The organism is Gorillibacterium massiliense (genome assembly GCF_000455485.1).
GTDB lineage: Bacteria > Bacillota > Bacilli > Paenibacillales > NBRC-103111 > Gorillibacterium > Gorillibacterium massiliense.
Genome location: NZ_CBQR020000085.1, coordinates 20367 through 42185, shown reverse-complemented (window position 1 = coordinate 42185; position 21819 = coordinate 20367). Strand labels below are relative to the sequence as shown.

The 21819-nt window shown below is 52.4% G+C and carries 20 protein-coding genes and 2 tRNA genes; 19 read left to right on the top strand and 3 right to left on the bottom strand.

Features of this window, described 5'->3' with window-relative positions; translation table 11 throughout:
- From TJ79_RS26630 to TJ79_RS28740, 3 genes are all read left to right on the top strand, one after another.
- Positions 1–278 (top strand): IS3 family transposase (locus tag TJ79_RS26630; protein ID WP_040950169.1); only part of this gene is annotated, 278 nt, incomplete at its 5' end.
- 354 nt (positions 279–632) lie between these two features.
- Positions 633–851: a hypothetical protein gene (locus TJ79_RS10005; protein ID WP_040950159.1), complete on the top strand. Its 219-nt coding sequence runs from the start codon at positions 633–635 to the stop codon at positions 849–851.
- A 258-nt stretch (positions 852–1109) separates the two neighbouring features.
- Positions 1110–1262 (top strand): YhjD family protein, encoded by a 153-nt coding sequence (locus tag TJ79_RS28740; RefSeq protein WP_474995147.1) that lies wholly within the window; start codon positions 1110–1112, stop codon positions 1260–1262.
- Between the two features lie 118 nt (positions 1263–1380).
- On the opposite strand, the gene TJ79_RS10000 is transcribed toward TJ79_RS28740, so the two are convergent.
- Together TJ79_RS10000 and TJ79_RS09995 are read right to left on the bottom strand one after the other, a co-directional pair.
- A tRNA-Arg gene (locus tag TJ79_RS10000) sits at positions 1381–1457 on the bottom strand.
- A 76-nt stretch (positions 1458–1533) separates the two neighbouring features.
- A tRNA-Gly gene (locus TJ79_RS09995) sits at positions 1534–1607 on the bottom strand.
- Positions 1608–1762: 155 nt separating this feature from the next.
- On the opposite strand from TJ79_RS09995, the gene TJ79_RS09990 reads away from it, so the two are divergent.
- From TJ79_RS09990 to ispG, 5 genes are all read left to right on the top strand, one after another.
- Positions 1763–2713, top strand: coding sequence for a hypothetical protein (locus TJ79_RS09990; protein ID WP_155987837.1), 951 nt, complete (start codon positions 1763–1765; stop codon positions 2711–2713).
- A 107-nt stretch (positions 2714–2820) separates the two neighbouring features.
- Entirely contained in the window at positions 2821–4113 is a 1293-nt protein-coding gene (gene tig / locus TJ79_RS09985; protein ID WP_040950158.1) for a trigger factor, read from the top strand.
- Positions 4114–4356: 243 nt separating this feature from the next.
- Positions 4357–4950, top strand: coding sequence for an ATP-dependent Clp endopeptidase proteolytic subunit ClpP (gene clpP / locus TJ79_RS09980; protein ID WP_040950157.1), 594 nt, complete (start codon positions 4357–4359; stop codon positions 4948–4950).
- A 14-nt stretch (positions 4951–4964) separates the two neighbouring features.
- Entirely contained in the window at positions 4965–6221 is a 1257-nt protein-coding gene (gene clpX / locus TJ79_RS09975; protein ID WP_040950156.1) for an ATP-dependent protease ATP-binding subunit ClpX, read from the top strand.
- A 99-nt stretch (positions 6222–6320) separates the two neighbouring features.
- A complete protein-coding gene (gene ispG, locus TJ79_RS09970) occupies positions 6321–7439 on the top strand; it encodes a flavodoxin-dependent (E)-4-hydroxy-3-methylbut-2-enyl-diphosphate synthase (RefSeq protein ID WP_040950155.1) in 1119 nt (372 codons plus the stop codon).
- A 57-nt stretch (positions 7440–7496) separates the two neighbouring features.
- Here ispG and TJ79_RS09965 read toward each other — a convergent pair whose 3' ends face one another.
- Entirely contained in the window at positions 7497–8732 is a 1236-nt protein-coding gene (locus TJ79_RS09965) for an MFS transporter (RefSeq protein ID WP_040950154.1), read from the bottom strand.
- Between the two features lie 122 nt (positions 8733–8854).
- Here TJ79_RS09965 and TJ79_RS09960 point away from each other — a divergent pair, with 122 nt between their 5' ends.
- From TJ79_RS09960 to cobA, 11 genes are all read left to right on the top strand, one after another.
- Entirely contained in the window at positions 8855–9727 is an 873-nt protein-coding gene (locus TJ79_RS09960; RefSeq protein WP_040950153.1) for a helix-turn-helix domain-containing protein, read from the top strand.
- A gap of 124 nt (positions 9728–9851) precedes the next feature.
- On the top strand, positions 9852–11555 hold the full coding sequence (lonB, locus tag TJ79_RS09955; RefSeq protein ID WP_040950152.1) for an ATP-dependent protease LonB: 1704 nt from the start codon (positions 9852–9854) through the stop codon (positions 11553–11555).
- 131 nt (positions 11556–11686) lie between these two features.
- Positions 11687–14080, top strand: coding sequence for an endopeptidase La (gene lon / locus TJ79_RS09950; RefSeq protein ID WP_052339448.1), 2394 nt, complete (start codon positions 11687–11689; stop codon positions 14078–14080).
- Complete coding sequence (yihA, locus tag TJ79_RS09945) at positions 14061–14666, top strand: ribosome biogenesis GTP-binding protein YihA/YsxC (RefSeq protein ID WP_040950151.1); 606 nt, start codon at positions 14061–14063, stop codon at positions 14664–14666. The genes lon and yihA overlap by 20 nt, the downstream gene beginning before the upstream one ends.
- Before the next feature lie 84 nt (positions 14667–14750).
- Entirely contained in the window at positions 14751–15347 is a 597-nt protein-coding gene (locus tag TJ79_RS09940; RefSeq protein WP_040950150.1) for a hypothetical protein, read from the top strand.
- 104 nt (positions 15348–15451) lie between these two features.
- The gene (locus tag TJ79_RS25870) at positions 15452–15979 is read left to right on the top strand and encodes a hypothetical protein (RefSeq protein ID WP_052339447.1); all 528 of its coding nucleotides are present in this window, start codon (positions 15452–15454) and stop codon (positions 15977–15979) included.
- A gap of 186 nt (positions 15980–16165) precedes the next feature.
- On the top strand, positions 16166–17590 hold the full coding sequence (hemA, locus tag TJ79_RS09930) for a glutamyl-tRNA reductase (protein ID WP_040950165.1): 1425 nt from the start codon (positions 16166–16168) through the stop codon (positions 17588–17590).
- A gap of 37 nt (positions 17591–17627) precedes the next feature.
- The gene (ccsA, locus tag TJ79_RS09925; protein ID WP_040950149.1) at positions 17628–18458 is read left to right on the top strand and encodes a cytochrome c biogenesis protein CcsA; all 831 of its coding nucleotides are present in this window, start codon (positions 17628–17630) and stop codon (positions 18456–18458) included.
- Positions 18443–19168 (top strand): precorrin-2 dehydrogenase/sirohydrochlorin ferrochelatase family protein, encoded by a 726-nt coding sequence (locus tag TJ79_RS09920; protein ID WP_081756816.1) that lies wholly within the window; start codon positions 18443–18445, stop codon positions 19166–19168. Before ccsA ends, TJ79_RS09920 begins: the two co-directional genes overlap by 16 nt.
- Positions 19169–19241: 73 nt before the next feature.
- Positions 19242–20195, top strand: a complete 954-nt coding sequence (gene hemC, locus TJ79_RS09915; RefSeq protein WP_040950148.1) for a hydroxymethylbilane synthase — start codon at positions 19242–19244, stop codon at positions 20193–20195.
- Positions 20196–20242: 47 nt separating this feature from the next.
- Positions 20243–21796, top strand: coding sequence for a uroporphyrinogen-III C-methyltransferase (cobA, locus tag TJ79_RS09910; protein ID WP_040950147.1), 1554 nt, complete (start codon positions 20243–20245; stop codon positions 21794–21796).
- Positions 21797–21819: the final 23 nt, after the last annotated feature.

The following is a 21819-nucleotide window of genomic DNA, read 5'->3' as shown; positions in this document are numbered from 1 at the left end:
GGGGCTACCAGTATACTTCGAAGCCCTACGCCTTACTGTTAAAGAAGAAAGGCATAGAAGGCAGTCATTCACGGCGAGGGAACTGCTACGACAATGCATGCGTCGAGTCGTTCTTTTCTCACTTAAAGACAGAGAAAATCTATTTAGAAAAGCCGCAGTCACTTGAAGAGGCAGAAAAAATGATTTTTGATTATATAACTTTTTACAACAACAAACGTTTCCAGAAAAAACTCGGCAACCGCTCACCTTATGAATATCGGCAAGCGGTCGCTGCTTAAAAGTGCTCTTTTATAGTTGTCTACTTGACGGGGCTATGACCAGACTTCGCTGCTCTTTTTTCTGATATTTTTTTTTGTGCTAAACCAAACACCACCAGATCCACCGTAGTTCCGGCCATATGCGATTAAGAGAGCCGCGTCGGATTTTCTACCATAAACACTTGCCTAACCTGTATGTGAATAGGAGCGGGATTACTTCTAGAAGTCACATTTTTCCCGGTTACCTCTCCGATTACGAGAGTGTTATTCGGGAAAGTCGGAAACAGTGATGTCGAAAATTGGTCTTTTATGATAGGGACGGACCAAAAGAGATGAGGTGAAGCAAGAATTTGTAGGAATTAAGGAGGCACTACCTTGAATAAGCAGGAAATTAATGATGCATTACTTGCAGTAGCCCGAGATTTAGGAGCAGATAGAATTAGTCTCCAAGACGCTCGGCTCCGCCTGGAATTAATTAGCTTAATTGGTGCAATCCAAAAAATCGATGAACGACTTATCGCCATTCAAGACTCCTTGGATCGCATGGAGATTATAATAAGTCGCATTAAGAGCAAGATTGGGAAAATTGACTGATTTTTGAAATGAAGCATTTGCCTCGTAGTTCTTTTTAATCGGTTATTGAGAGCCGTGGTCCGTCCTGCTGTACATAAATGAAAAAGGACGCCGATTAATAACCGGCGTCCAAAGATATGGATTAAATCAAATCAATCGTCAACCAATATGCAACTGGTAGAACGCTGTTGCCGGAGCGGGTGGGAGCGGACTAGATCCAAACACGAAAAAAACCATTCTCACTTATGACCCACTCTTTATCCACATACCCTCTCGTCCGTGTTGCTGCGGGCGTTTTATTTGTCTGCAGCGGATGTACTCATTTACCGGATTAGCAAGGATCTCTATCGGCCAAAACGGGAACTGCGGAGCCGATCAATCAAGGTGCATGATGGAGAGGAATTAGAAGCTTATAATTATGAAACGATTTAAAAACTGTGACGAATAGGATTGGATTGAATAAGAAAAAAGCCCTGCATAGCAGGGCTTTTGTGTGTAAAATATGTGTAAAAAAATTTCAAAAACTCAGTATTATCAAAGGCTTGAATAATGGCGTCCCAGGAGGGATTCGAACCCCCGACAACTCGCTTAGAAGGCGAGTGCTCTATCCGACTGAGCTACTGGGACATAATAAACCCACAAGAGGAGGAATACGGCGTTTTGACGCTGGATCCGACCATCTTGCGGGAATCACATGCGTAAATGGAGCGGGTGATGGGAATCGAACCCACGCCTCAAGCTTGGGAAGCTGGCGTTCTGCCATTGAACTACACCCGCATATTCCTTTGAAAAAGAAGCAGGATTTATCATACCATATCGACTTTTAAAATTCAACAACCTTCTCATGTCATAAAATCGACATAAATTGGCGTGTCCCTTTGCTTTTTTTTGCTCGAAAGATTACCATCTATCATAGAAGAAAACGGAAAGCGGTGAGGCAAATTTCGCAGCATACGGATGGCAAGAAGGATGGAGACAGCAAAGATAACGTCATCCTGTTTCCAAAAACCGTCGATTATTACCAGATGATGCTGACCCGTCTCTTGGAAGGGGAACAATATGGGGAAGCGGTGGAGCTGCTGCGTTTTCTCATTAGGCTCGACAGCGGCGATCCCCGCAATCGCCAGGAATGGCAGGCCTTGCTTGGATGGTTGGAAACGATGCAGTCGTCCATCGTCTTCACACCGGAAAAGGAGGAAAGCTGGACTGATGAGGAGGAGGAATTGTCGGAACAGGACATGCTGAAGCGTCATGTTCGCCAGCGAACGTCCGCCGACAGCGGGTATGTGAGTCGGTTGCTCGATTCCTTGATCACAGGATCATCATTGGAAAAGATGCTGCTCGCACTCGGACAGCTTACGCATATCGAGCACGAAGAGATCGATCCGGCTTTGAAGACATGGGTACAAAGTGCGCAGCTTCATCCGTACATACGGTTTAAAGGAATGCAAGCCCTTCGCCAGCGAGGGGCCGAGGGAACCCTTACCTTGAATTACCAAGGTACGCAAATGGAGATGGATATCGATAATACGCCCCTTGAACTCACGGATTTCTGCCCGCCAGCTGTATTGATTTTGCAGCGCGTTGAGGAGGTGAGTGGGCTTGCCGATCCGACACTCACCTATTTTGCCGAGCAGTTGTGGAACGATTTTCTTGCCTTCATCTATGTATCTCCTTTGTATGCCAAGCTGGCGGACCTGGATATCGCCGGAGTGGACGTTTGGGCGGCCGCTCTTCACAGCGCGATTCATTCCATGATGCAGGAAAACCCGGACAGTGAGGAGATTAAGGAACGATATGGGGTGACCGATGAGTATAGCGTTCTTTGGAGACAGGCAGTGCAAGCGATTCAGACCTTTATTTTAATGAAAAGCCCGGATTAAGTTGTGAAGGATTCCAGCTTGAAAAGCGTACAGGTTATGTTTATAATAGAATGGTTATTGTCAAGAATGGATTAATCAGGCACATTTTTTGGAGGGGAATGCATAAAATGAAAGCAACCTGGGAAAAAATAGAGAAGAATCAAGGCGTACTTACCGTTGAAGTGGAAGCAGAGAAAGTCGCCGTCGCTTTAGACAAAGCATTCAAAAAAGTCGTGGCAAAAGTAAACGTGCCGGGCTTCCGCAAGGGCAAAGTTCCGCGGTCTATGTTTGAAGCTCGTTTCGGCGTGGAAAGTCTGTATCAAGATGCGCTGGATATCATTCTGCCAGAAGCGTATTCCGAAGCGGTTGAAGAAACCAAAATCGAGCCGGTTGACCGTCCTGAAGTCGATGTACAGGAAATGGGCAAAGGACAAGCTTTGAAATTCACCGCTAAGGTTACGGTTAAACCGGAAGTAACCCTCGGCGAATATAAAGGCGTCGAAGTAGAAGAAAAGAAAGCCGAAGTAACGGAAGAGGACATCACGGCCGAACTGAACCGTCTGCAACAGCGCCATGCTGAGCTGGTCGTCGTGGAAGATGGCCCTGCCGAAAACGGCGATATGACCAGCATCGACTTCGAAGGATTCAAAGACGACGTTGCTTTTGAAGGCGGCAAAGGCGAGAACTACTCCCTGGAGCTGGGTTCAGGCAGCTTCATCCCTGGCTTTGAAGAGCAAGTCGTGGGCATGAACGTCGGCGAATCCAAGGACATCAACGTAACCTTCCCGGAAGATTACCATTCGGAAGAACTGAAGGGTCAACCGGTTATCTTCAAGGTAACCCTGAACGGTCTCAAACGCAAAAACCTGCCAGCCCTTGATGATGAATTCGCTAAAGACGTTAGCGAGTTTGAAACCTTGGACGAATACAAAGAGGATATCTCCAAACGCCTCTTGACTCAAAAAGAACAAGCCCTGAAGACGGAAAAAGAAAACGCAGTAGTCGAAAAGGTTATTGCGGCTTCTGAAGTTGAAGTTCCGGCCGTTATGATCGAAAACCAAGTTTCTGACATGCTGAACGAATTCGCGAACCGTCTGCAAAGCCAAGGCATGAACCTTGAACTGTACACCCAGTTCACAGGTCAAACCGAGGAAACCTTGAAGAACCAAATGCGTCCTGACGCTGAAAAACGCGTTCTCGGCAACTTGGTGCTGGCAGCCGTCAGCAAAGCCGAAGGCATCGAAGCAAGCGAAGAAGAATTGCAGGAAGAGCTGGAAAAGATGGGGAAAACCTACAACCGTCCGGTTGAAGAAGTACGCTCCATCTTCACGGCAAACGGCATGCTGGATCAGCTCCAGAGCGAAATCGTAACCCGTAAAACCGTTGACTTCCTTGTAGCAAACAGCAAAGTGACAGCTTAAGCTTTAGCGAGCGGCTGTTCCAAGCTGCAGCTTCGAACTCTTGAAGTGTTATTGATGATGAAGGCCCCCAAAAAGTTACCGGGCTAAGCTGACAAGCTTAACTGCACTTTTGGGGGTTGTTTTTTCGAAAAACGGGCCCCCGGAATTTAATTATTAACGGACCTGTGTAAAAAATGACAGGGGCGGCGGAACGTGTTAAAATGATTCCAAAGTCCGGCTATTTGAGGGAAAGGGTTGTTGTCGATGAGTTTAATCCCAATGGTTGTAGAGCAAGAAGCCCGCGGAGAGCGGTCCTACGACATCTATTCCCGTCTGCTGAAGGACCGGATTATCTTCCTGGGCAGCGCAATCGATGACGATGTGGCGAATCTGGTAATCGCTCAATTGCTGTTTTTGGCGGCCTCTGATCCCGAGAAAGACATCAGTTTGTACATCAATTCTCCAGGTGGTTCAGTAACTGCTGGGATGGGTATATATGATACCATGCAATTCATCAAGCCTGACGTTTCCACCATCTGCGTGGGGATGGCAGCTAGTATGGGGTCGCTCTTGCTGACGGCCGGAGCCAAAGGCAAACGCTTTGCTCTTCCCAACAGCGAAGTCATGATTCATCAGCCGCTTGGCGGCGTACGCGGTCAGGCAGCGGATATTAAGATCCATGCGGATTGGATTTTGAAAACGAAGGAAAAACTAAACCGGATTTACGTTGAACGTACCGGACAGTCTTACGAGAAGATTGATCGCGATACCGACCGCGATAATTTCATGAGCGCCGAAGAAGCAAAAGCCTACGGCTTGATTGATGAGGTTGTCACTCGTAAAGATCTAAGCAGTTAAAAAGGGGTGATCCGATGTTTAAATTTAATGAAGAAAAAGGCCAACTGAAGTGCTCCTTTTGCGGAAAATCCCAGGACCAGGTGCGTAAGCTGGTAGCGGGTCCCGGTGTCTATATTTGCGACGAATGCATCGAGCTGTGCACGGAAATCGTGGAGGAAGAACTGGGCCACGATGACGATCTGGATTTGAAGGACGTTCCGAAGCCTCGGGATATCCGCAACATTCTCGATCAATACGTAATCGGGCAGGATACCGCGAAGAAATCTTTGTCTGTTGCCGTTTACAACCACTACAAGCGCATCAATTCCCAAAGCAAGCAGGAGGATGTGGAGCTGCAAAAATCCAACATTCTGCTGTTGGGTCCGACTGGTAGTGGCAAAACGCTGCTGGCGCAGACTCTCGCTAAAATTTTGAATGTGCCGTTTGCCATCGCAGACGCGACTTCCCTGACGGAAGCGGGTTATGTCGGCGAAGATGTGGAAAACATTTTGCTCAAGCTGATTCAAGCTGCGGATTACGATGTGGAAAAAGCGGAACGCGGCATTATCTATATCGACGAAATCGATAAAGTAGCCCGCAAATCCGAGAACCCATCCATTACCCGCGACGTATCCGGTGAAGGTGTACAACAAGCGTTGCTGAAAATTCTGGAAGGTACGGTTGCTTCAGTACCTCCGCAAGGCGGTCGCAAGCACCCGCATCAGGAATTCATCCAAATCGACACCACCAACATTCTGTTCATCGTCGGCGGTGCCTTTGACGGGTTGGAATCCATCATCAAACGGCGTATCGGGAAAAAGGTCATCGGTTTCGGCTCCGACGGTCACAAGGCCGATCTCAAACCGGGCGAATACCTGTCTCTGGTGCTTCCGGAGGACCTCCTGAAATTCGGACTGATTCCGGAGTTCGTTGGCCGGATTCCCGTCGTTTCCACGCTGGAACCTCTCGATGAAGCAGCGCTGGTACGGATCCTAACGGAGCCGAAAAACGCCCTCGTCAAGCAGTACCAAAAGCTGCTGGACATGGATAACGTCGCGCTGGAGTTCAACGCCGACGCCCTGGATTCCATCGCCAAGGAAGCGATCAAGCGCAACACCGGCGCCCGGGGACTGCGTGCCATCATCGAAAGCATCATGCTGGACGTCATGTTCGACATTCCGTCCCGCACCGATGTGACGAAGTGCGTGGTTACAAAGGAAGTCGTTCAAGAGAAGGTTATGCCTCTCTTGACGACCAAAGAAGCAACCAAGAAAAAAGAAGAAAGCGCGTAACGCTTTTGCATACTACCGACCGATCATGCCTCCAAACCGGCGCTTTTTTCCAGGCTCCGGCTTGGAGGATGTTTGGCGTAAAGGGAGAGAAAACCCGATATGTTTCATAGAAGAGACACGGTTCCTGTCAAAGTGGGAAATTTGACCATCGGCGGGAGCGACGAGGTTATCATCCAGAGCATGTGCACAACGAAAACGGCGGATGTGGAAGCGACGGTGGCGGAAACTTTACGCCTCGAGGAAGCCGGCTGCCAGCTTGTGCGGGTGACGGTCAACAACGAGGAAGCGGCCGAAGCTATCAAAGAAATCAAGAAGCGGATTCATATTCCGCTGGTCGCCGACATTCACTTTGATTACCGGCTAGCCCTAAAGGCCATCGAAAACGGCATCGACAAGATCCGGATCAACCCGGGCAATATCGGCCGGAGAGAAAAGGTCGAAGCGGTCGTCAAAGCCTGCAAGGAGAAGGGCATTCCGATTCGTATCGGCGTGAATGCCGGTTCTTTGGAGAAACACCTGCTGGACAAATACGGCTATCCGACGGCGGAAGCTATGGTGGAAAGCGCGCTGTTCCATATCGGCATTTTGGAAGAGCTTGATTTTCACGATATCATCGTCTCGTTGAAGGCGTCGGATGTGCCGATGGCCATCGCCGCATACACGAAAGCGGCGGAGATTATCAAGTATCCGCTGCACCTTGGAATCACCGAGTCCGGCACGCTGTTCTCTGGAACAGTAAAGAGTGCGGCAGGGCTGGGAGCGCTGCTGGCGCAAGGGATCGGCTCCACGATCCGCATTTCCTTAAGCGCCGATCCGGTGGAGGAAGTAAAGGTGTGCCGCGAGCTGCTGAAAGCCTTCGGACTGATCACCAACGCCGCTACGCTGATCTCCTGCCCCACCTGCGGCCGGTTGGATATCGACTTGTTCTCCATAGCGAATGAGGTCGAGGCGTATATCTCCAACTTGAGAGTGCCGATTAAGGTGTCGGTGCTGGGTTGCGCGGTCAACGGTCCAGGTGAAGCAAGGGAAGCCGATATCGGCATCGCAGGCGCCCGCGGTGAAGGCATGCTGTTCCGCTACGGCGAAATGATCCGCAAGGTACCGGAAGATGAGCTGTTAAGCGAATTGAAGAAGGAAATCGACCTTATTGTCCAAGAATTTGAGCGGACAGGGAAAATTCCCGGACGGGAAAGGCTGCACCAAAACGCGATTTCTTGAACTTATTTCTAACCTCTACCTAACTTTTATAAGAAACGGTGTGGCCGGATCAGCCGGTTACGCCGTTTTTTTTCGATGATGGACGCTCACACAGGCGTTGGTTCGGGCGGATGCTCGATATCGGGACTTGGCTAAGCCGATGAAGACAGAACCTGCCAAAGTAATCCCGCACAAAAGGGTGAACACGAGCCCACCGGCTTCCACTCCGAAGCGCCCAAGCAGAAAGGTTCCGATAATCGGGCCGAGTATGGAGCCGGTTTTTACGGTTTCGGAGAGTCCAAAATACATCCCCTTGGTTTCCGGAGCCGACAGTTCATCGATGAGAGTATCGAAGCGGGCGCCGATCAATAGCTCTCCAAGGCTGAATAGGACAATGAAGACCAACAGCAACGGGAAGGTAGCGACCAAGCCCAGCAAGAGGAGGCTTCCGCCGATAAGCAGGTTGCTAAGCAGGATGACGGAGAAGGGGTTCCAGGTAGAAATGCGTTTGACTACGAAAAATTGCGCCGCGAGGACGATGACCGCATTCATCGACAGGAGCATGGAATAGAGATGGATGCCGCCGGTAAAAACGGAAGCCGAGGATACATATTGCGATACGGTTGCGTTGAACTGCGCATACCCGAAAAAGGAGAAGCTCATGCCGATCAGCAGAAGGAGGTAAACCGAGTCTTTGCGTATAACAGAAAACCCTTGGAGAAGAGAAACGTGATTTTCTGCTGGAACAGATTCCTTCATATCCCGAAAAATAAAGGCTGTGGAGATTCCGTAGAGGATGTAGACCGCTCCTAGGATGACATAGGGGAACATCGTCGTCTTCATGTTGAACAGGACGCTTAGCATTGGCCCTGCGAAAGCGCCCAGGTTGATGGCTGCATAGCGAAGGTTATAAACCGTAATCCGGTCTTCCTGTGCCGTCTCCAGCGACAGCGCTTTTTTACTAGCTGGTTCAAAGAGGCTGTAGCATAATCCGTTAAGTCCGTTAAGCAGCATAAACTGCCAGAACGTGTCGGCGGCATAAAAAAAGCTAAAGAAGATTCCCCAAAAGATCGGTACCCACCTTAGTACCGCCTTCGCTGAAAGCTTGTCCGCCAAGGCTCCGCCAAGACCGCTGAACAAAACATTCACCAAAGGATTGATGCCGAGCACATATCCGGTAAGCTCCACAGAAAACTGTTTTTGCCCCGTTAAAAAGACCGCCAAATACGGCATGCTCATAAAGAGCGCCGTCCTCGTACAAAAAGTGCCCATTAAAATCGTTACTATCTTGCTGTTCCATTTCGGTTTGCCCATCGACATGCACTTTCCTTTCCCGCAAGGGTCATTTTCATTTTTATGAAGATAGCATAAAATGAAATCCAGGTTCTTCCTTTGTGCCGGATACTCACAAAATAGGAATGCGGAGTGTGAAGAGAATGTCACTGGGCGCAACGATCAAGGAAATCCGAAAATCGAAAGGCATGAATCAAGACGCACTGGCCCAAGGCATTATGAGCCGATCCAATTTGTCGCGCTTCGAAGGTGGAAGCTATTTTCCGGGATACCCGAAATTCGTTCAAGTGTTGGATCGGTTGGAAATGTCGCTGGAAGAATTGTTGCTGCTGCAAAACGGCCTGGTTCCTCCACTGAAGCGAAGATTCCATTTGGACATGGTGGAGGCCGGCAACCGCTATGATTTTGCCAAGGTAAAAGCGATCAGCCGGGAATGCCTGGCTTTGTACGAAGAGACGAGAACCGAAACCTATTACCATCTTTATCTACTCGGTCAGGGTGTATTGATTCAGCACAGCCGCCCGGATCAAATCCGGGAGCGAAAGGATATCGCCGCGGTCATCAAGCCCTATCTTCTAGGGGTGGAAAATTGGTACCTGTACGAATTCAAACTGCTGAATAACTTCCTGTTTTCGCTGGATTTGGAGGATGCTATTTTTTTCGGTACAAGGGCGGTCTCCGAATTTACCAGATATCAGCATTTCATTGAGGGCATGACGACCCAGCAGCATTTGATGCAAAATATCGCCTTGCATTGCCTGGAAAACCGGGAGTACGGGAAGAGCTTGATTTTTTTTGAAAAAGCGCTGTCTTTGGCCGATAAAACCAACCTTTTATACGATAAAATCATAACCTGCATTTATTATGAGATTGCGCTGATTTGCTTGAATAAAAGAAACACGTCCGAAAACTTGGCGGGCTATTTGGATGTGCTGAAGCGGTTGGATTTTACGGACAGCTATCAAGCGCTGCTGCAAGATTGCTTAAAGCACATTCCTTCGTTCCGGATGCCGTAAAAGCGGGTAATGGCTGATGTCCATTGACTATCCCTTTTCTCTGCGGGCAATACTAACCAGTATAAATTAGGAAGATGGCTTCGGGATCACATCCTGCAGGCACTTTCTTTGGGAGGGAAATCATATGGGAATCAGCGTAATTTTGATGGGCATTCAACTGTTTTTCGCCGTCGTTATCGGGCTTTATTTTTGGAATCTGCTTAAAGGCCAGCAAAACAACCGCTCTGCGGTGGACAGGGAGTCTAAAAAAGAGATGGAGAAGCTGCGGAAGCTCCGCTCAGTCTCTTTGACCAAGCCGCTGTCGGAACGGACGCGCCCCGGTTCTGTGGATGAGATTGTCGGCCAGAAGGATGGCATTCGGGCGCTCAAGGCGGCGCTGTGCGGGCCGAATCCGCAGCATGTGCTGGTTTACGGACCTCCGGGAGTCGGGAAGACGGCGGCGGCTCGGGTTATTTTGGAGGAAGCGAAAAAGAATCCGCTGTCTCCTTTCCGGGCGGAGGCGAAGTTTGTGGAGACGGATGCTACCATCGCCCGCTTTGATGAACGGGGCATTGCCGACCCGCTGATCGGCTCCGTTCACGACCCCATCTATCAAGGTGCGGGGGCCATGGGAGTGGCGGGGATCCCCCAGCCCAAGCCGGGAGCCGTATCCAAGGCCCACGGTGGCATTCTGTTTATCGACGAAATCGGGGAACTGCACCCGGTGCAAATGAATAAACTGCTCAAAGTACTGGAGGACCGCAAAGTCTATCTGGAAAGCGCCTACTACAATTCGGAAGACCCCAATATCCCGGGGTATATCCATGATATTTTCCAGAACGGGCTGCCTGCGGATTTCCGGCTTGTAGGCGCGACGACCCGCACGCCTCAGGAGATTCCCCCGGCCATCCGCTCCCGCTGCATGGAGGTATTTTTCCGGCCGCTGCTTCCAGCGGAAATCGAAGAGATCGCTCTGGGCGCCATCCGCAAAATCGGGTTTGAGGAAAACCGGGAAGCCGTCGAGGTCGTAAAAAAATACGCCACCAACGGCCGGGAAGCAGTCAATGTCATTCAGCTTGCCGCCGGTTTGGCCTTGACCGACAACCGCAAGGAGCTGACCGCTGCCGACGTGGAATGGGTGGTGAACAGTAGCCAGATCCCTCCGCGGCCGGAGCGGAAGATTCCTGGCGTGCCCCGTATCGGCTTCGTCAACGGTCTTGCCGTTTACGGCCCGAACCTGGGTACTCTGCTGGAAATAGAAGTTACTTCGATGCCTGCAGTTGCGGCCGGCGCCGGAGCATTCAACATTACCGGAGTGGTGGATGAGGAAGAGATGGGCGGTGGCTCCCGCACGATCCGCCGGAAAAGCATGGCTCGGGGTTCTGTAGAGAACGTGCTGACGGTGCTGAAGCGACTCGGCTTTCGCCCGCAGGATTACGACCTGCACATCAATTTTCCCGGCGGTACACCTATAGATGGACCCTCTGCCGGCGTTTCCATGGCGACGGCCATCGTCTCCGCCATCGAGCGAATCCCCGTGGACAACAAGCTGGCGATGACGGGAGAGATCAGCATCCACGGCAAGGTGAAGCCCGTTGGCGGCGTCGTTCCCAAGGTGGAAGCGGCATTTCAGGCAGGGGCGACGAGGGTGCTGATTCCGAAGGAAAATTGGCAGGAGATTTTCCGCGATCTGCAGGGGGTGGAAGTGCTCCCGGTGGAATCGGTGGAAGAGGTGTTGGAACATTCTCTCGGCTTAACCATCGCTTACCGCGGGGATATGACCCCTGCTGTAATGGCCGATGCTTCCATGACGGCGGCGATGCCGGTTTTCCATGCCGAGCAAGGATAACCAGTTTCGAGCCCAATTTTCGTAAAACATGCGGTAAAAGATGGAGCTGGGATTGCCGTAAATTGGTGTTTTGCCTGAACATTTGATAAAATAATGCTGACATATGGCTGATTCACCAGTGGAGGTGTGGCATGGGGTCGGTAAGTTCAAAGGGAAAACGCATACCATTGCTGCCTTTGCGGGGGTTGCTGGTATATCCAAGCATGGTGCTTCATTTAGATGTGGGGCGGGAAAAATCGGTTAAGGCACTGGAGAAGGCAATGGTGGACGACAGCCTGATTCTCCTTTGTTCGCAGTCGGAGATCAACATTGAAGAGCCGACGCAGGAAGACATATACAGCACGGGCACGGTAGCGCGGGTCCGGCAGATGCTGAAGCTGCCCAACGGTACGATTCGCGTCTTGGTGGAAGGCGTCATCCGCGCTGAAATCGAAGAGTATCTGGATAATGAAGAGTACTACGAGGTGATGATCCGCGAGCTTCCGGAACAGACGGTTAACGACTCGGAAGTCGATGCGCTGATTCGCACGGTGTTGGGGCAGTTTGAGCACTACATCAATCTTTCCAAGAAGGTAACTCCGGAAACTCTTGCTGCCGTATCCGATATCGAGGAGCCGGGACGGTTGGCGGATGTCATCACCAGCCATCTTTCTTTGAAGATTAAAGACAAACAGGATATTCTGGAAACCATCGACGTCCGCAAACGGCTGGAAAAGCTTCTTGACATTCTCGGCAACGAGCGGGAAGTGCTGGAGCTGGAGCGTAAGATCAGCCAGCGGGTCAAGAAACAGATGGAGAAGACCCAAAAGGAGTATTATCTTAGGGAGCAGCTGAAAGCGATCCAGAAAGAGCTTGGCGAGAAAGAAGGCCGCGCCGGCGAAGTGGAGGAGCTGCGGAGTTTGATGGCGGAAGCCGGACTTCCGGAAAAAGTTCAGGAAAAAGTAGAGAAAGAGCTGGATCGCCTGGAAAAAATGCCAGCCTCTTCGGCGGAAGGCGGTGTCATCCGCAACTACATCGACTGGCTGCTGGCTTTACCCTGGAAGAACCAAACGGAAGACGATCTGGACTTGGTCAAGGCCGAGGAGATTTTGAACAAAGACCATTACGGATTGGAAAAGCCGAAGGAGCGGGTGTTGGAATATTTGGCCGTGCAAAAGCTGGTCAAACGGCTTAAGGGGCCGATCCTCTGCTTTGTGGGGCCTCCCGGCGTCGGCAAAACCTCCATCGCCCGTTCTATCGCCCGTTCTCTCGGGCGGGAATTCGTCCGTATCTCTCTCGGCGGCGTACGGGATGAAGCGGAGATTCGCGGACACCGGAGAACCTATGTGGGCGCGATGCCAGGCCGTATCATCCAAGGGATGAAGAACGCGGGGACGAAAAACCCGGTGTTTTTGCTGGATGAGATCGACAAGATGGCGATGGACTTCCGCGGCGATCCTTCCGCGGCGCTGCTTGAAGTTCTCGATCCCGAACAAAATGGCACCTTCAGCGATCATTACATTGAAGTGCCTTTTGACTTGTCCAACGTTATGTTTATCACCACGGCCAATGCTGCTCATAATATTCCAAGGCCACTGTTGGACAGGATGGAGATGCTTTATATTCCGGGCTATACGGAGTTGGAGAAGCTCAACATCGCCAAGGAATACTTGCTGCCTAAGCAGATTCGCGAGCATGGTCTGAAGGAAGAGCAGCTGGCAGTAGATGATTCCGCCGTGCAATCGGTTATCCGGGAGTATACCCGGGAGGCTGGCGTACGGAATCTGGAGCAGCTTCTGGCTAGTCTTTGCCGCAAGAGCGCGAAGGAAATCATCACGGACGAAACGAAAACTGTGGAAATCCACTCCGACAATTTGAAGGACTTTTTGGGGCCAGCTAAGTTTCGGTACGGATTGGCTGAGGAAGAAGATCAGGTTGGAGCGGTGACGGGTCTTGCCTGGACCGAAGTGGGCGGCGACACGATGGTCATCGAAGTCAGCGTCCTGCCTGGAAGCGGCAAGCTTACCTTGACCGGCAAGCTGGGCGACGTCATGAAGGAATCGGCTCAAGCCGCCTTCAGCTACACTCGTTCCCGGGTGAAGGAATTTGACATTTCGGCTGATTTTCATGAGAAAAACGACATTCACGTCCATGTCCCGGAAGGCGCCATTCCGAAGGACGGTCCTTCGGCCGGTATCACCATGGCGACGGCGCTGATCTCGGCGCTGACCAACATCCCGGTTTCCCGGGAAGTGGCGATGACTGGCGAAATCACGCTGAGAGGGAGAGTGCTTCCCATCGGCGGATTAAAGGAAAAGGCGCTGGCCGCCCATCGCGCCGGTATCACCACCATCCTGATCCCGAAGGACAATGAAAAGGATCTGCGGGATATTCCCGACAGCGTGCGGCAAAATGTGAAGTTCATCCCCGTATCCCATATGGATCAGGTGCTTTCACACGCGCTTATTCGTCCCCTGCAGGGATCGCTAATCATGCCAATCCATCATAATGACGAGGTACAAATGAATGAAGGTCAACCAAGCTGAGTTTATCATCAGTGCTGTTGGCCCGGGCCAATATCCAACCGACGCCTTGCCGGAGATCGCTCTGGCGGGGCGTTCCAATGTGGGCAAATCCTCCTTGATCAACCGGCTCATCAGCCGGAAGAATTTGGCGAGGACAAGCTCTCAGCCCGGGAAAACCCAAACGCTGAACTATTACAAAATCAATGATTTTTTCTATTTCGTCGATGTGCCGGGTTACGGCTATGCCAAGGTTGCCCGTTCGGAGCGGGCGGTTTGGGGGAAGTTTATCGAGGAATATTTGCTGACTCGGGAAGAGTTGAAACGGGTGCTGCTGATCATTGATTTGCGTCATCCGCCAACTAAAAACGATCAGGCCATGTACGGATGGTTGACGTATAACGACATCCCTACCCTTGTGGTGGCGACGAAGGCGGACAAGCTGCCCCGCAGCCAATGGCAAAAGCACCTGAAGGTCATCCGGGAAGAGCTGGGAATGGGCAAGGGTGAATTACCGATTCTGTTCTCTTCGGAGACGGGAATGGGTGTAGAGGAACTATGGAGTCGGATCGACGAGGCAGCCGGTTATCCACCAGCAGAGAATCCCTAAGAGACAGCGCCCGCACCCTGTAGTATAATATGGAAAGATGGAGTGCGGATCGGGTTTGCGGTCAATAAGAATCGAGGGATTGGTATGGCGCACGGGTTAGAGACGGAGTTTGTCAAAACCTTCCTGGATTTGACGGAAGCCGAGTTGGACCAGTTCATCCGTTTGTTCAGGAGTACCGGAAAGAAAGTCCAGGTCAATATTCTGGAGAACGGAAACCGGGAACTTGAAATTCTTGAGGACGCCGACGAATCGATCGTGTTCATGTTCCAGCGCAAGGATGACCATTTTCTGGGGGCTGGCCCGTGCACGTTATCCTCACAAAAAATGGCGAATACGATGCGTAAAGCCATAGCCGTGTTCAAAGGGGATGCAGTGGTCCGCCGCGTTTACAACGGCTTTGCTATGATCTACGAGTATTCTCGCGGCTCCGTAGTCCGCATCGGTGAAGAGCGGGATGGCAAGGTGAAGTTGATCTATGAGTACAAAGAAACTCGTATTCTGATGGATCTGGAAAAGCTGTTCTTCTACGACGGTGCTGAACGGGAGATCGAGCTGGTGACCCGGGATATCGATTCCTTGCTGGATTTGCGCAATTCGCCGGGTAAAGAGAGCCAGTATGACGAGATCGACGAAGTTTTGATGAAGCTGAGCGAGCGGCTGTACGCCTTGGAAAGTCTATAACTTGCTTATGATAAGGCCTGGCAGAGGAATCCCCCTGCTCGGTCTTTTTTTTGCATTGTCTCGCATAAGGTTAGGAGAATGTCCACCAAAGGGGGTTCTCCGGCATGATGCGAAGAAGGCGTTTCCCCATTCTGCTCTGGTTGATTGTACTGTTTATGGCCGCAGGCACAATCTATCAAACGGTAGATTGGTATCGGGCCAAGACGGATAAACCTGAGGCGGAACGATATTTATACCAGATCTGTTTGTTTCAAATGCAGGCTCTTGCAAGCGCGCTGCAGCAGCCGCCGGAAGGTGCTCCGGAGATGGAATCGCTGAAGCGTCTCGTCTATATTGCCCGCTTTAGTCACGAGAAGCTTGTTCTTACCTACGGCGAAGACCGTGTGGATACCCTCGATTCGCTTCAAGAGCTGCTGTCATATCTCATGGGAGCGCAAATTAGCGGCGTTCCCGAATCGGAATCCGGCTTTGCGGGGGACACGAATAAGTGGCGGGAAATGGCTACGCTCTATAAAGAAATAAGCGAACATTACGCCAAATTGATCACGACCGGGGGAGAAGTCGTTACGACCCAAAACGATGCCTTGGCGAAGCTGGATCGGGAAGCGATGAAATTGCTGCAGAATGAATAATACAGCCCAAATCTGGAAGGATAAAAAACGATTGGCAATTTCATGATCGTTCAAGGCGTCTATGATATCCGACACAGGTTCTTCATATTTTTTGCGGGTTATGGCGAACAGCATTTCTGTGAGATATGTTATAATTATTTTCATATTGAGAACATTTCTACTTTAATCGCGGCAGGTGAAAAAACGATGCATATTTTGGCGGTTGGCTTGAACTATCGGACGGCTCCCGTTGAAATCAGAGAACAGTTTGCCATTGCGGCGGAGGAGATGCCGCTCGCTCTGAGGGAGCTGAAGATGACAACTAGCGTGCTGGAATGTGTGATAATCAGCACTTGTAACCGTACGGAGATCTATCTGGTCGTAGACCGCAACCAAATGTGCGGACATCATATAAGAGCTTATATGGAGAAAAGGTTTGGCGTCTCCCGGGAGGCGTTTAACCCTTATCTTTATTTTATGGAGGACGGGGAAGCGATTCGGCACCTGTTCCGCGTATCCTGCGGGCTGGATTCGATGATCATCGGGGAAACGCAAATTTTGGGCCAGGTGCGTGACGCATTCCTCCTGGCTCAGCGTGAGCAGGCAACGGGTACACTCTTCAACCGGATATTCAAGCAGGCGATTACTGTCGGAAAACGGGCACAAACGGAGACCGCCATCGGCGAGAATCCCGTTTCGGTGAGTTATGCGGCGGTAGAACTGGGCAAACGGATATTCGGCCAGTTTGAGGGAAAAACCGTGCTTTTGATCGGCGCCGGAAAAATGAGCGAACTGACGGCGAAGCACTTGAACGCCGGAGGAGCGGAAAAGATTTTAGTGGTTAACCGCACGGCGGAAAAAGCCCGGGAGCTGGCGGGGAAAATGAACGGCGTAGCCTTTTCCTTGGAACAGCTACCTCAGGCGCTTGCCATGGCCGATATCGTGATCAGCTCGACGGGCTCCCAGGAGGTTGTGATTTCAAAAGAAATGGTGGCTGCCGTATTGCCGGCGCGCCGAAATCGTCCTTTGTTCATGATCGATATTGCCGTTCCTCGCGACATCGACCCCGGTATCGCCGAGCTTGCCGATGTTTTTCTGTATGACATTGACGATCTGGAAACGATGGTGGCGGGCAATCTCGAGGAACGCCGCAAAGAAGCTGCGGTGATTGAGAAGATGATTGCGGAAGAATACGAGGCCTATGACTTGTGGTATCGAACTCTAGGCGTCGCTCCCGTCATTCAGGCGTTGCAGACGAAGGCGAGCCGCATTCATGAGGACACCTTGGATAGCATGCTGAAAAAGCTGCCGTCGTTAACGGAGCGGGAAGAAACGATTATTCGCCGTCTGACCAAAAGCATGCTGAACCAAATGATGCGCGACCCGATCCTGCGGGTGAAGGAAATGGCTGGCGAGCGGGACGGGGCGGAAGCGCTGGATATGTTCGTGAAGCTGCTGGCCTTGGAGGAACAATTGGCGGAAAAAGAAGCGGAGCTGGCAGCCGCCCAAGCTGCTGAAGCGGAGGCACGGGAAGCTTTGGAACGCGTCGAGCGGGAGTCTGCCGATACGGTGAAACGGGATCGGTTTGCCGCTGCCCTGCTGCCGAATCGGGAGATCGCCGTCCAGCCCTAAGTCTTAAACGGGCGAATCTTCGGCGCAGGAGGGCGATATGCTTACGCGGATTTTTTTATATGAAGCGATTCTTTATCTATATGCCCTAAGCCTGCTGTTTTATTTCTCCGATTTTCTGAAAAGGAATCGGAGCGCCAAACGGATAGGCGCGGGGCTTCTTCTTTTCGTATGGGTATTGCAGTCTGTCTACATGCTGGAGGGCTTCACCCGGCATGGCTTTCTCGCGGCGATTCCTATGGAGGAAACCGTCCTGCTCTTTTCCTGGCTCCTTGTGGGCGTTTCTTTGATTATCGACCGATTGTTCCGCATCGAGCTGTTTGTTTTTCTGATCAACGTCCTCGGTTTAGCTGCCCTCGCTCTCGACATGTTCGGCGGCCGCGATGCCGCCCTGGAGATCGGCGGCTGGAACGTTTCCGGCGGGCTGCTGCTCATCCATATTTCTCTTGCTGTCGGGAGCTATGCCGCATTTGCCGCCGGTGCCGTTTTTAGCGGGATGTATTTGTATCTGCACCGCCGGCTGAAGGAGAAAACATGGTCCTCCGCTCTGATGCGCCTCCCCAGTTTGGAGATCGCCGAGCGCTATGCATATCGCTCCGTAATGATCGGCGTTCCGCTGCTGATATCGGCGTTGTCCCTTGGCACCGTTTGGGTCCTACTGCAGGGAGATGTGGCCCAGCTTGCCGATGCGAAGGTGTTGGCGTCTTGGTTGACCTTGGCCATGTACTTGTCCTATCTTTATGTTATGGCATCTTCTCGTTGGGACGGTCCCCGGCGCTCATACTGGGGAATTGCGGCCTTCGGCGTGATGCTGATCAGTTTGGTTGTATCTAGTCTTTTCTCGAATTTTCATCAATGGGTCTGGATGTGAGGGTCGTGTTCCGGTACTATCCCGTTATGCTGGCTTTGGCCGGGAAAAAGTGCGTCATCGTGGGCGGAGGGTCTGTTGCGGAACGAAAAGCGTCGGCGCTCCTGGAGTCAGGCGCCGTTGTGGTTGTCATCAGCCCGGAATTGACGCCATTGCTAACGAAACTGGCGGACCAAGGACAGCTGACCATTTTGAATCGAAGCTATGAGCGCGGGGATATAGCCGGCGCTTTTCTCGTATATGCCGCCTCTGGTGATCGCGGGGTTAACGAAGCGGTTTGCCAAGAAGCGGAGGAGGACGGAGCGTTGGTCAATGCCGCGGATGACCCGGATGGCAGCAGCTTCATTGTTCCGGCAGTCATGAACAGAGGCAATCTGCAGATTGCCGTTTCCACATCCGGCGCCAGTCCCGGAACGGCCGTCGCCATCAAAGAGGAGCTGGAGCAAAGATATGGAGAGGAATATGACCTTATCTTGCAGTTTTTGAGTGAGGTGCGGGCGGCGCTTATGGCAAGCTGCACGGACCAGAGGTTGCGCCGTCGCTTGCTGCAGGAAACGGCAGGTTGGGATGTGCTGACCCTGGTCCGCGAAGGCGGTTTTGATGCATTCCGCGGACGCGTGCTGGAAAGGGCGTCTGCGGCACCGGAGGATCTGGCTCGCCTCATGTGGGATGGGCTTATGCCCGGATTTAATAGTGAGAATGAAATGGAATGAAGAAAGAAAATAGGGATTACATTTTGGGTTTGATACATAGAAATCGATTCAGGAAACAGGAGGAACAACTGCGATGCGAACCATTTACGTAGGGACCCGGCAAAGCGCATTGGCGCTGACCCAGACCGGTCATGTCATCGATAGCCTGAAGGAAATTTGCGCGCAAGCCGGTATCGAATGCACCTTTGAAATCCGAAAAATTGTCACCAAAGGCGACCGCATCCTCGACGTTACGTTATCGAAAGTCGGGGGCAAGGGTCTGTTTGTCAAAGAGATCGAGCAGGCTTTGCAGAACGGCGAGATCGATATGGCCGTGCACAGCATGAAGGATGTGCCGTCGGCTCGCGCAGACGGCCTTATCATCGGCGCTGTGCCCAAACGGGTCGATCCTCGTGATGCGCTGATCACCAAGGGAGTCAATTCCTTGGAGGATTTGCCTCAAGGAGCACGGATCGGCACCAGCAGCCTGCGCCGGGCGGCCCAGCTATTGGCGGCGCGGCCGGACCTTAAGGTGGAGAGCCTCCGCGGCAATATCGACTCCCGTCTGCGCAAGCTGACGGAGGAGGGCTTTGACGCGGTGGTGCTGGCTGCCGCCGGTCTCATCCGCATGGGCTGGGAGGACCGCATCAGCGCGTATTTGCCGCCTGCACTCTGCATTCCCGCCGTGGGCCAGGGGGCCCTCGGCATCGAATGCAGAGGCGGCGACGACTTCATGGTTGACCTGCTGGGCAGGCTCAACCATGAAGAGACCGCGCTGGCGGTCCGCGCCGAGCGGGCATTCCTCAGCCGTCTGAACGGCGGCTGTCAGGTGCCCATCGGCGCCCATGCGGTGCTCGCAGGCGGCGAGGCCAGCCGGCCGGCGCTGACCCTAGCCGGCATGGTCGGCCGCCCCGACGGCAGCGGCCTGCTCCGGGAGGAGCGCTCCGGCCACGATCCGGAGGCGCTGGGGCTGGAGCTGGCCGAAGCGCTGATCGCCCGGGGGGCGGACCGCATCCTGGCGGAGGCGGCACAATCGGCTGAATCGTAAGCCGCAAGAGGCTATCGCAATATTCGCCTGATAAGGAGGGGGAAGTCATGACCAACGAAAAGAAGGGGAAAGTCTACCTGATTGGAGCAGGTCCCGGAGATCCGAAGTTGATCACGCTCCGTGGGTTGGAGGCCATCCAAAAGGCGGATACAGTTGTTTACGACAGATTGGCTAACCCCGCTCTATTGAAATATATGAAAGAAGGGGCGGAGCGGATTTATGTCGGCAAGCTTCCCGACCGCCATACGCTGCGCCAGGAAGTAATCAACCAGCTATTGGCCGACTTGGCGCTGAAGGGGAAAACCGTCGCCCGGCTCAAAGGCGGCGACCCTAGCGTCTTTGGACGAGTGGGTGAAGAGGCCGAGCTTCTGGCTGATAATGGCGTCGATTTTGAAATCATTCCCGGCATCACATCGGCCATCGCCGTTCCGGCATATGCCGGCATTCCCGTTACCCATCGGGACTTGACCTCCTCTTTGGCGATTGTAACCGGACACGAGTGCAAGAAGCTGGATGATTCCAACATTGATTGGGCCAAGCTTTCGACGGCGACGGGAACGATCATTTTCTTGATGGGCGTAAGCAGTATCGCCATGATCCGCGATACTCTCATCGCCAACGGCAAGCCGAGCGACACGCCGGCGGCGGTTATCCGCTGGGGAACCCGGCCGGAGCAGCGCACCTTAACCGGTACCCTTGACGATATCGTGCAAAAAGTAGAGTCATCCGGCTTTACATCCCCTGCCATCATCATTGTTGGCGAAGTGGTTAAATTACGAGACAAGCTGGCGTGGTACGAGAAAAAACCGCTGTTCGGCAGACGGATTCTCGTTACCCGCTCCCGCGCTCAGGCAAGCGAGCTGGCGGACCTCATCGATGAAGCCGGCGGTGAACCGGTGGAGTTTCCGGTTATCCAGCTGCGGGAGCCTACCGATCCGGAAAAGTTGGCTAATCTTGATACCGCATTTAGTAAGTTGGCGGATTACAATTGGGTATTTTTCACCAGCGTCAATGGTGTTGAGTACTTTTTCCGCCACTTGGCCCGGACGGGGCAAGATATCCGCGCCTTAGCCGGAGCACGGCTGGCGGCGGTGGGATCGGCTACGGCCCAAGCCCTGCGGGAGAGGGGCCTTGCGGCGGATATTCTGCCCGGTAAGTTCCAGGCGGAAGATCTGCTGCAAGCGGTCGACCCTTATTTGCGGAAGGGACAGAAGGCGCTTCTGCCTCGATCGGAAATTGCCCGGGAGCTGCTGCCTGCCGAACTGGGCAAGCGTGGGCTTGAAGTGACGGAAGCAGACGTATATGAGTCCATCCCCGTGGGTGAAAACGCAGCGGATTTAGTTCGCATGCTGCAGGAAAACGAGCTGCATGCCATCACGTTTACCAGTTCCTCTACCGTACGCAATTTGTTCACGGTTCTGGAGAAGGAAACCGGAAGCCGGGAGGAAGCCCTCTGTCTGGCAGCGAAGCTTCCGGCTTACTGCATCGGTCCGGTTACGGCGGAGACTGCCCGTGATTTCGGCTTTATCCGCATAGTGACGGCAAAGGAAGCGACGATTTCGTCGCTCATCGATGCCCTTTCGTTCTCAGAAGACCACTAAAAATAGAGTTGGAGGTAAGGAAC

Excerpts from the sequence above, each read along its gene's own strand:
- tig (WP_040950158.1), top strand. The coding sequence starts at position 2,821 with ATGAAAGCAACCTGGGAAAAAATAGAGAAGAATCAAGGCGTACTTACC.
- clpP (WP_040950157.1), top strand. The coding sequence starts at position 4,357 with ATGAGTTTAATCCCAATGGTTGTAGAGCAAGAAGCCCGCGGAGAGCGG.
- clpX (WP_040950156.1), top strand. The coding sequence starts at position 4,965 with ATGTTTAAATTTAATGAAGAAAAAGGCCAACTGAAGTGCTCCTTTTGC.
- ispG (WP_040950155.1), top strand. The coding sequence starts at position 6,321 with ATGTTTCATAGAAGAGACACGGTTCCTGTCAAAGTGGGAAATTTGACC.
- TJ79_RS09965 (WP_040950154.1), bottom strand. The coding sequence starts at position 8,732 with ATGGGCAAACCGAAATGGAACAGCAAGATAGTAACGATTTTAATGGGC.
- TJ79_RS09960 (WP_040950153.1), top strand. The coding sequence starts at position 8,855 with ATGTCACTGGGCGCAACGATCAAGGAAATCCGAAAATCGAAAGGCATG.
- lonB (WP_040950152.1), top strand. The coding sequence starts at position 9,852 with ATGGGAATCAGCGTAATTTTGATGGGCATTCAACTGTTTTTCGCCGTC.
- lon (WP_052339448.1), top strand. The coding sequence starts at position 11,687 with ATGGGGTCGGTAAGTTCAAAGGGAAAACGCATACCATTGCTGCCTTTG.
- yihA (WP_040950151.1), top strand. The coding sequence starts at position 14,061 with ATGAAGGTCAACCAAGCTGAGTTTATCATCAGTGCTGTTGGCCCGGGC.
- TJ79_RS09940 (WP_040950150.1), top strand. The coding sequence starts at position 14,751 with ATGGCGCACGGGTTAGAGACGGAGTTTGTCAAAACCTTCCTGGATTTG.
- TJ79_RS25870 (WP_052339447.1), top strand. The coding sequence starts at position 15,452 with ATGATGCGAAGAAGGCGTTTCCCCATTCTGCTCTGGTTGATTGTACTG.
- hemA (WP_040950165.1), top strand. The coding sequence starts at position 16,166 with ATGCATATTTTGGCGGTTGGCTTGAACTATCGGACGGCTCCCGTTGAA.
- ccsA (WP_040950149.1), top strand. The coding sequence starts at position 17,628 with ATGCTTACGCGGATTTTTTTATATGAAGCGATTCTTTATCTATATGCC.
- TJ79_RS09920 (WP_081756816.1), top strand. The coding sequence starts at position 18,443 with ATGGGTCTGGATGTGAGGGTCGTGTTCCGGTACTATCCCGTTATGCTG.
- hemC (WP_040950148.1), top strand. The coding sequence starts at position 19,242 with ATGCGAACCATTTACGTAGGGACCCGGCAAAGCGCATTGGCGCTGACC.
- cobA (WP_040950147.1), top strand. The coding sequence starts at position 20,243 with ATGACCAACGAAAAGAAGGGGAAAGTCTACCTGATTGGAGCAGGTCCC.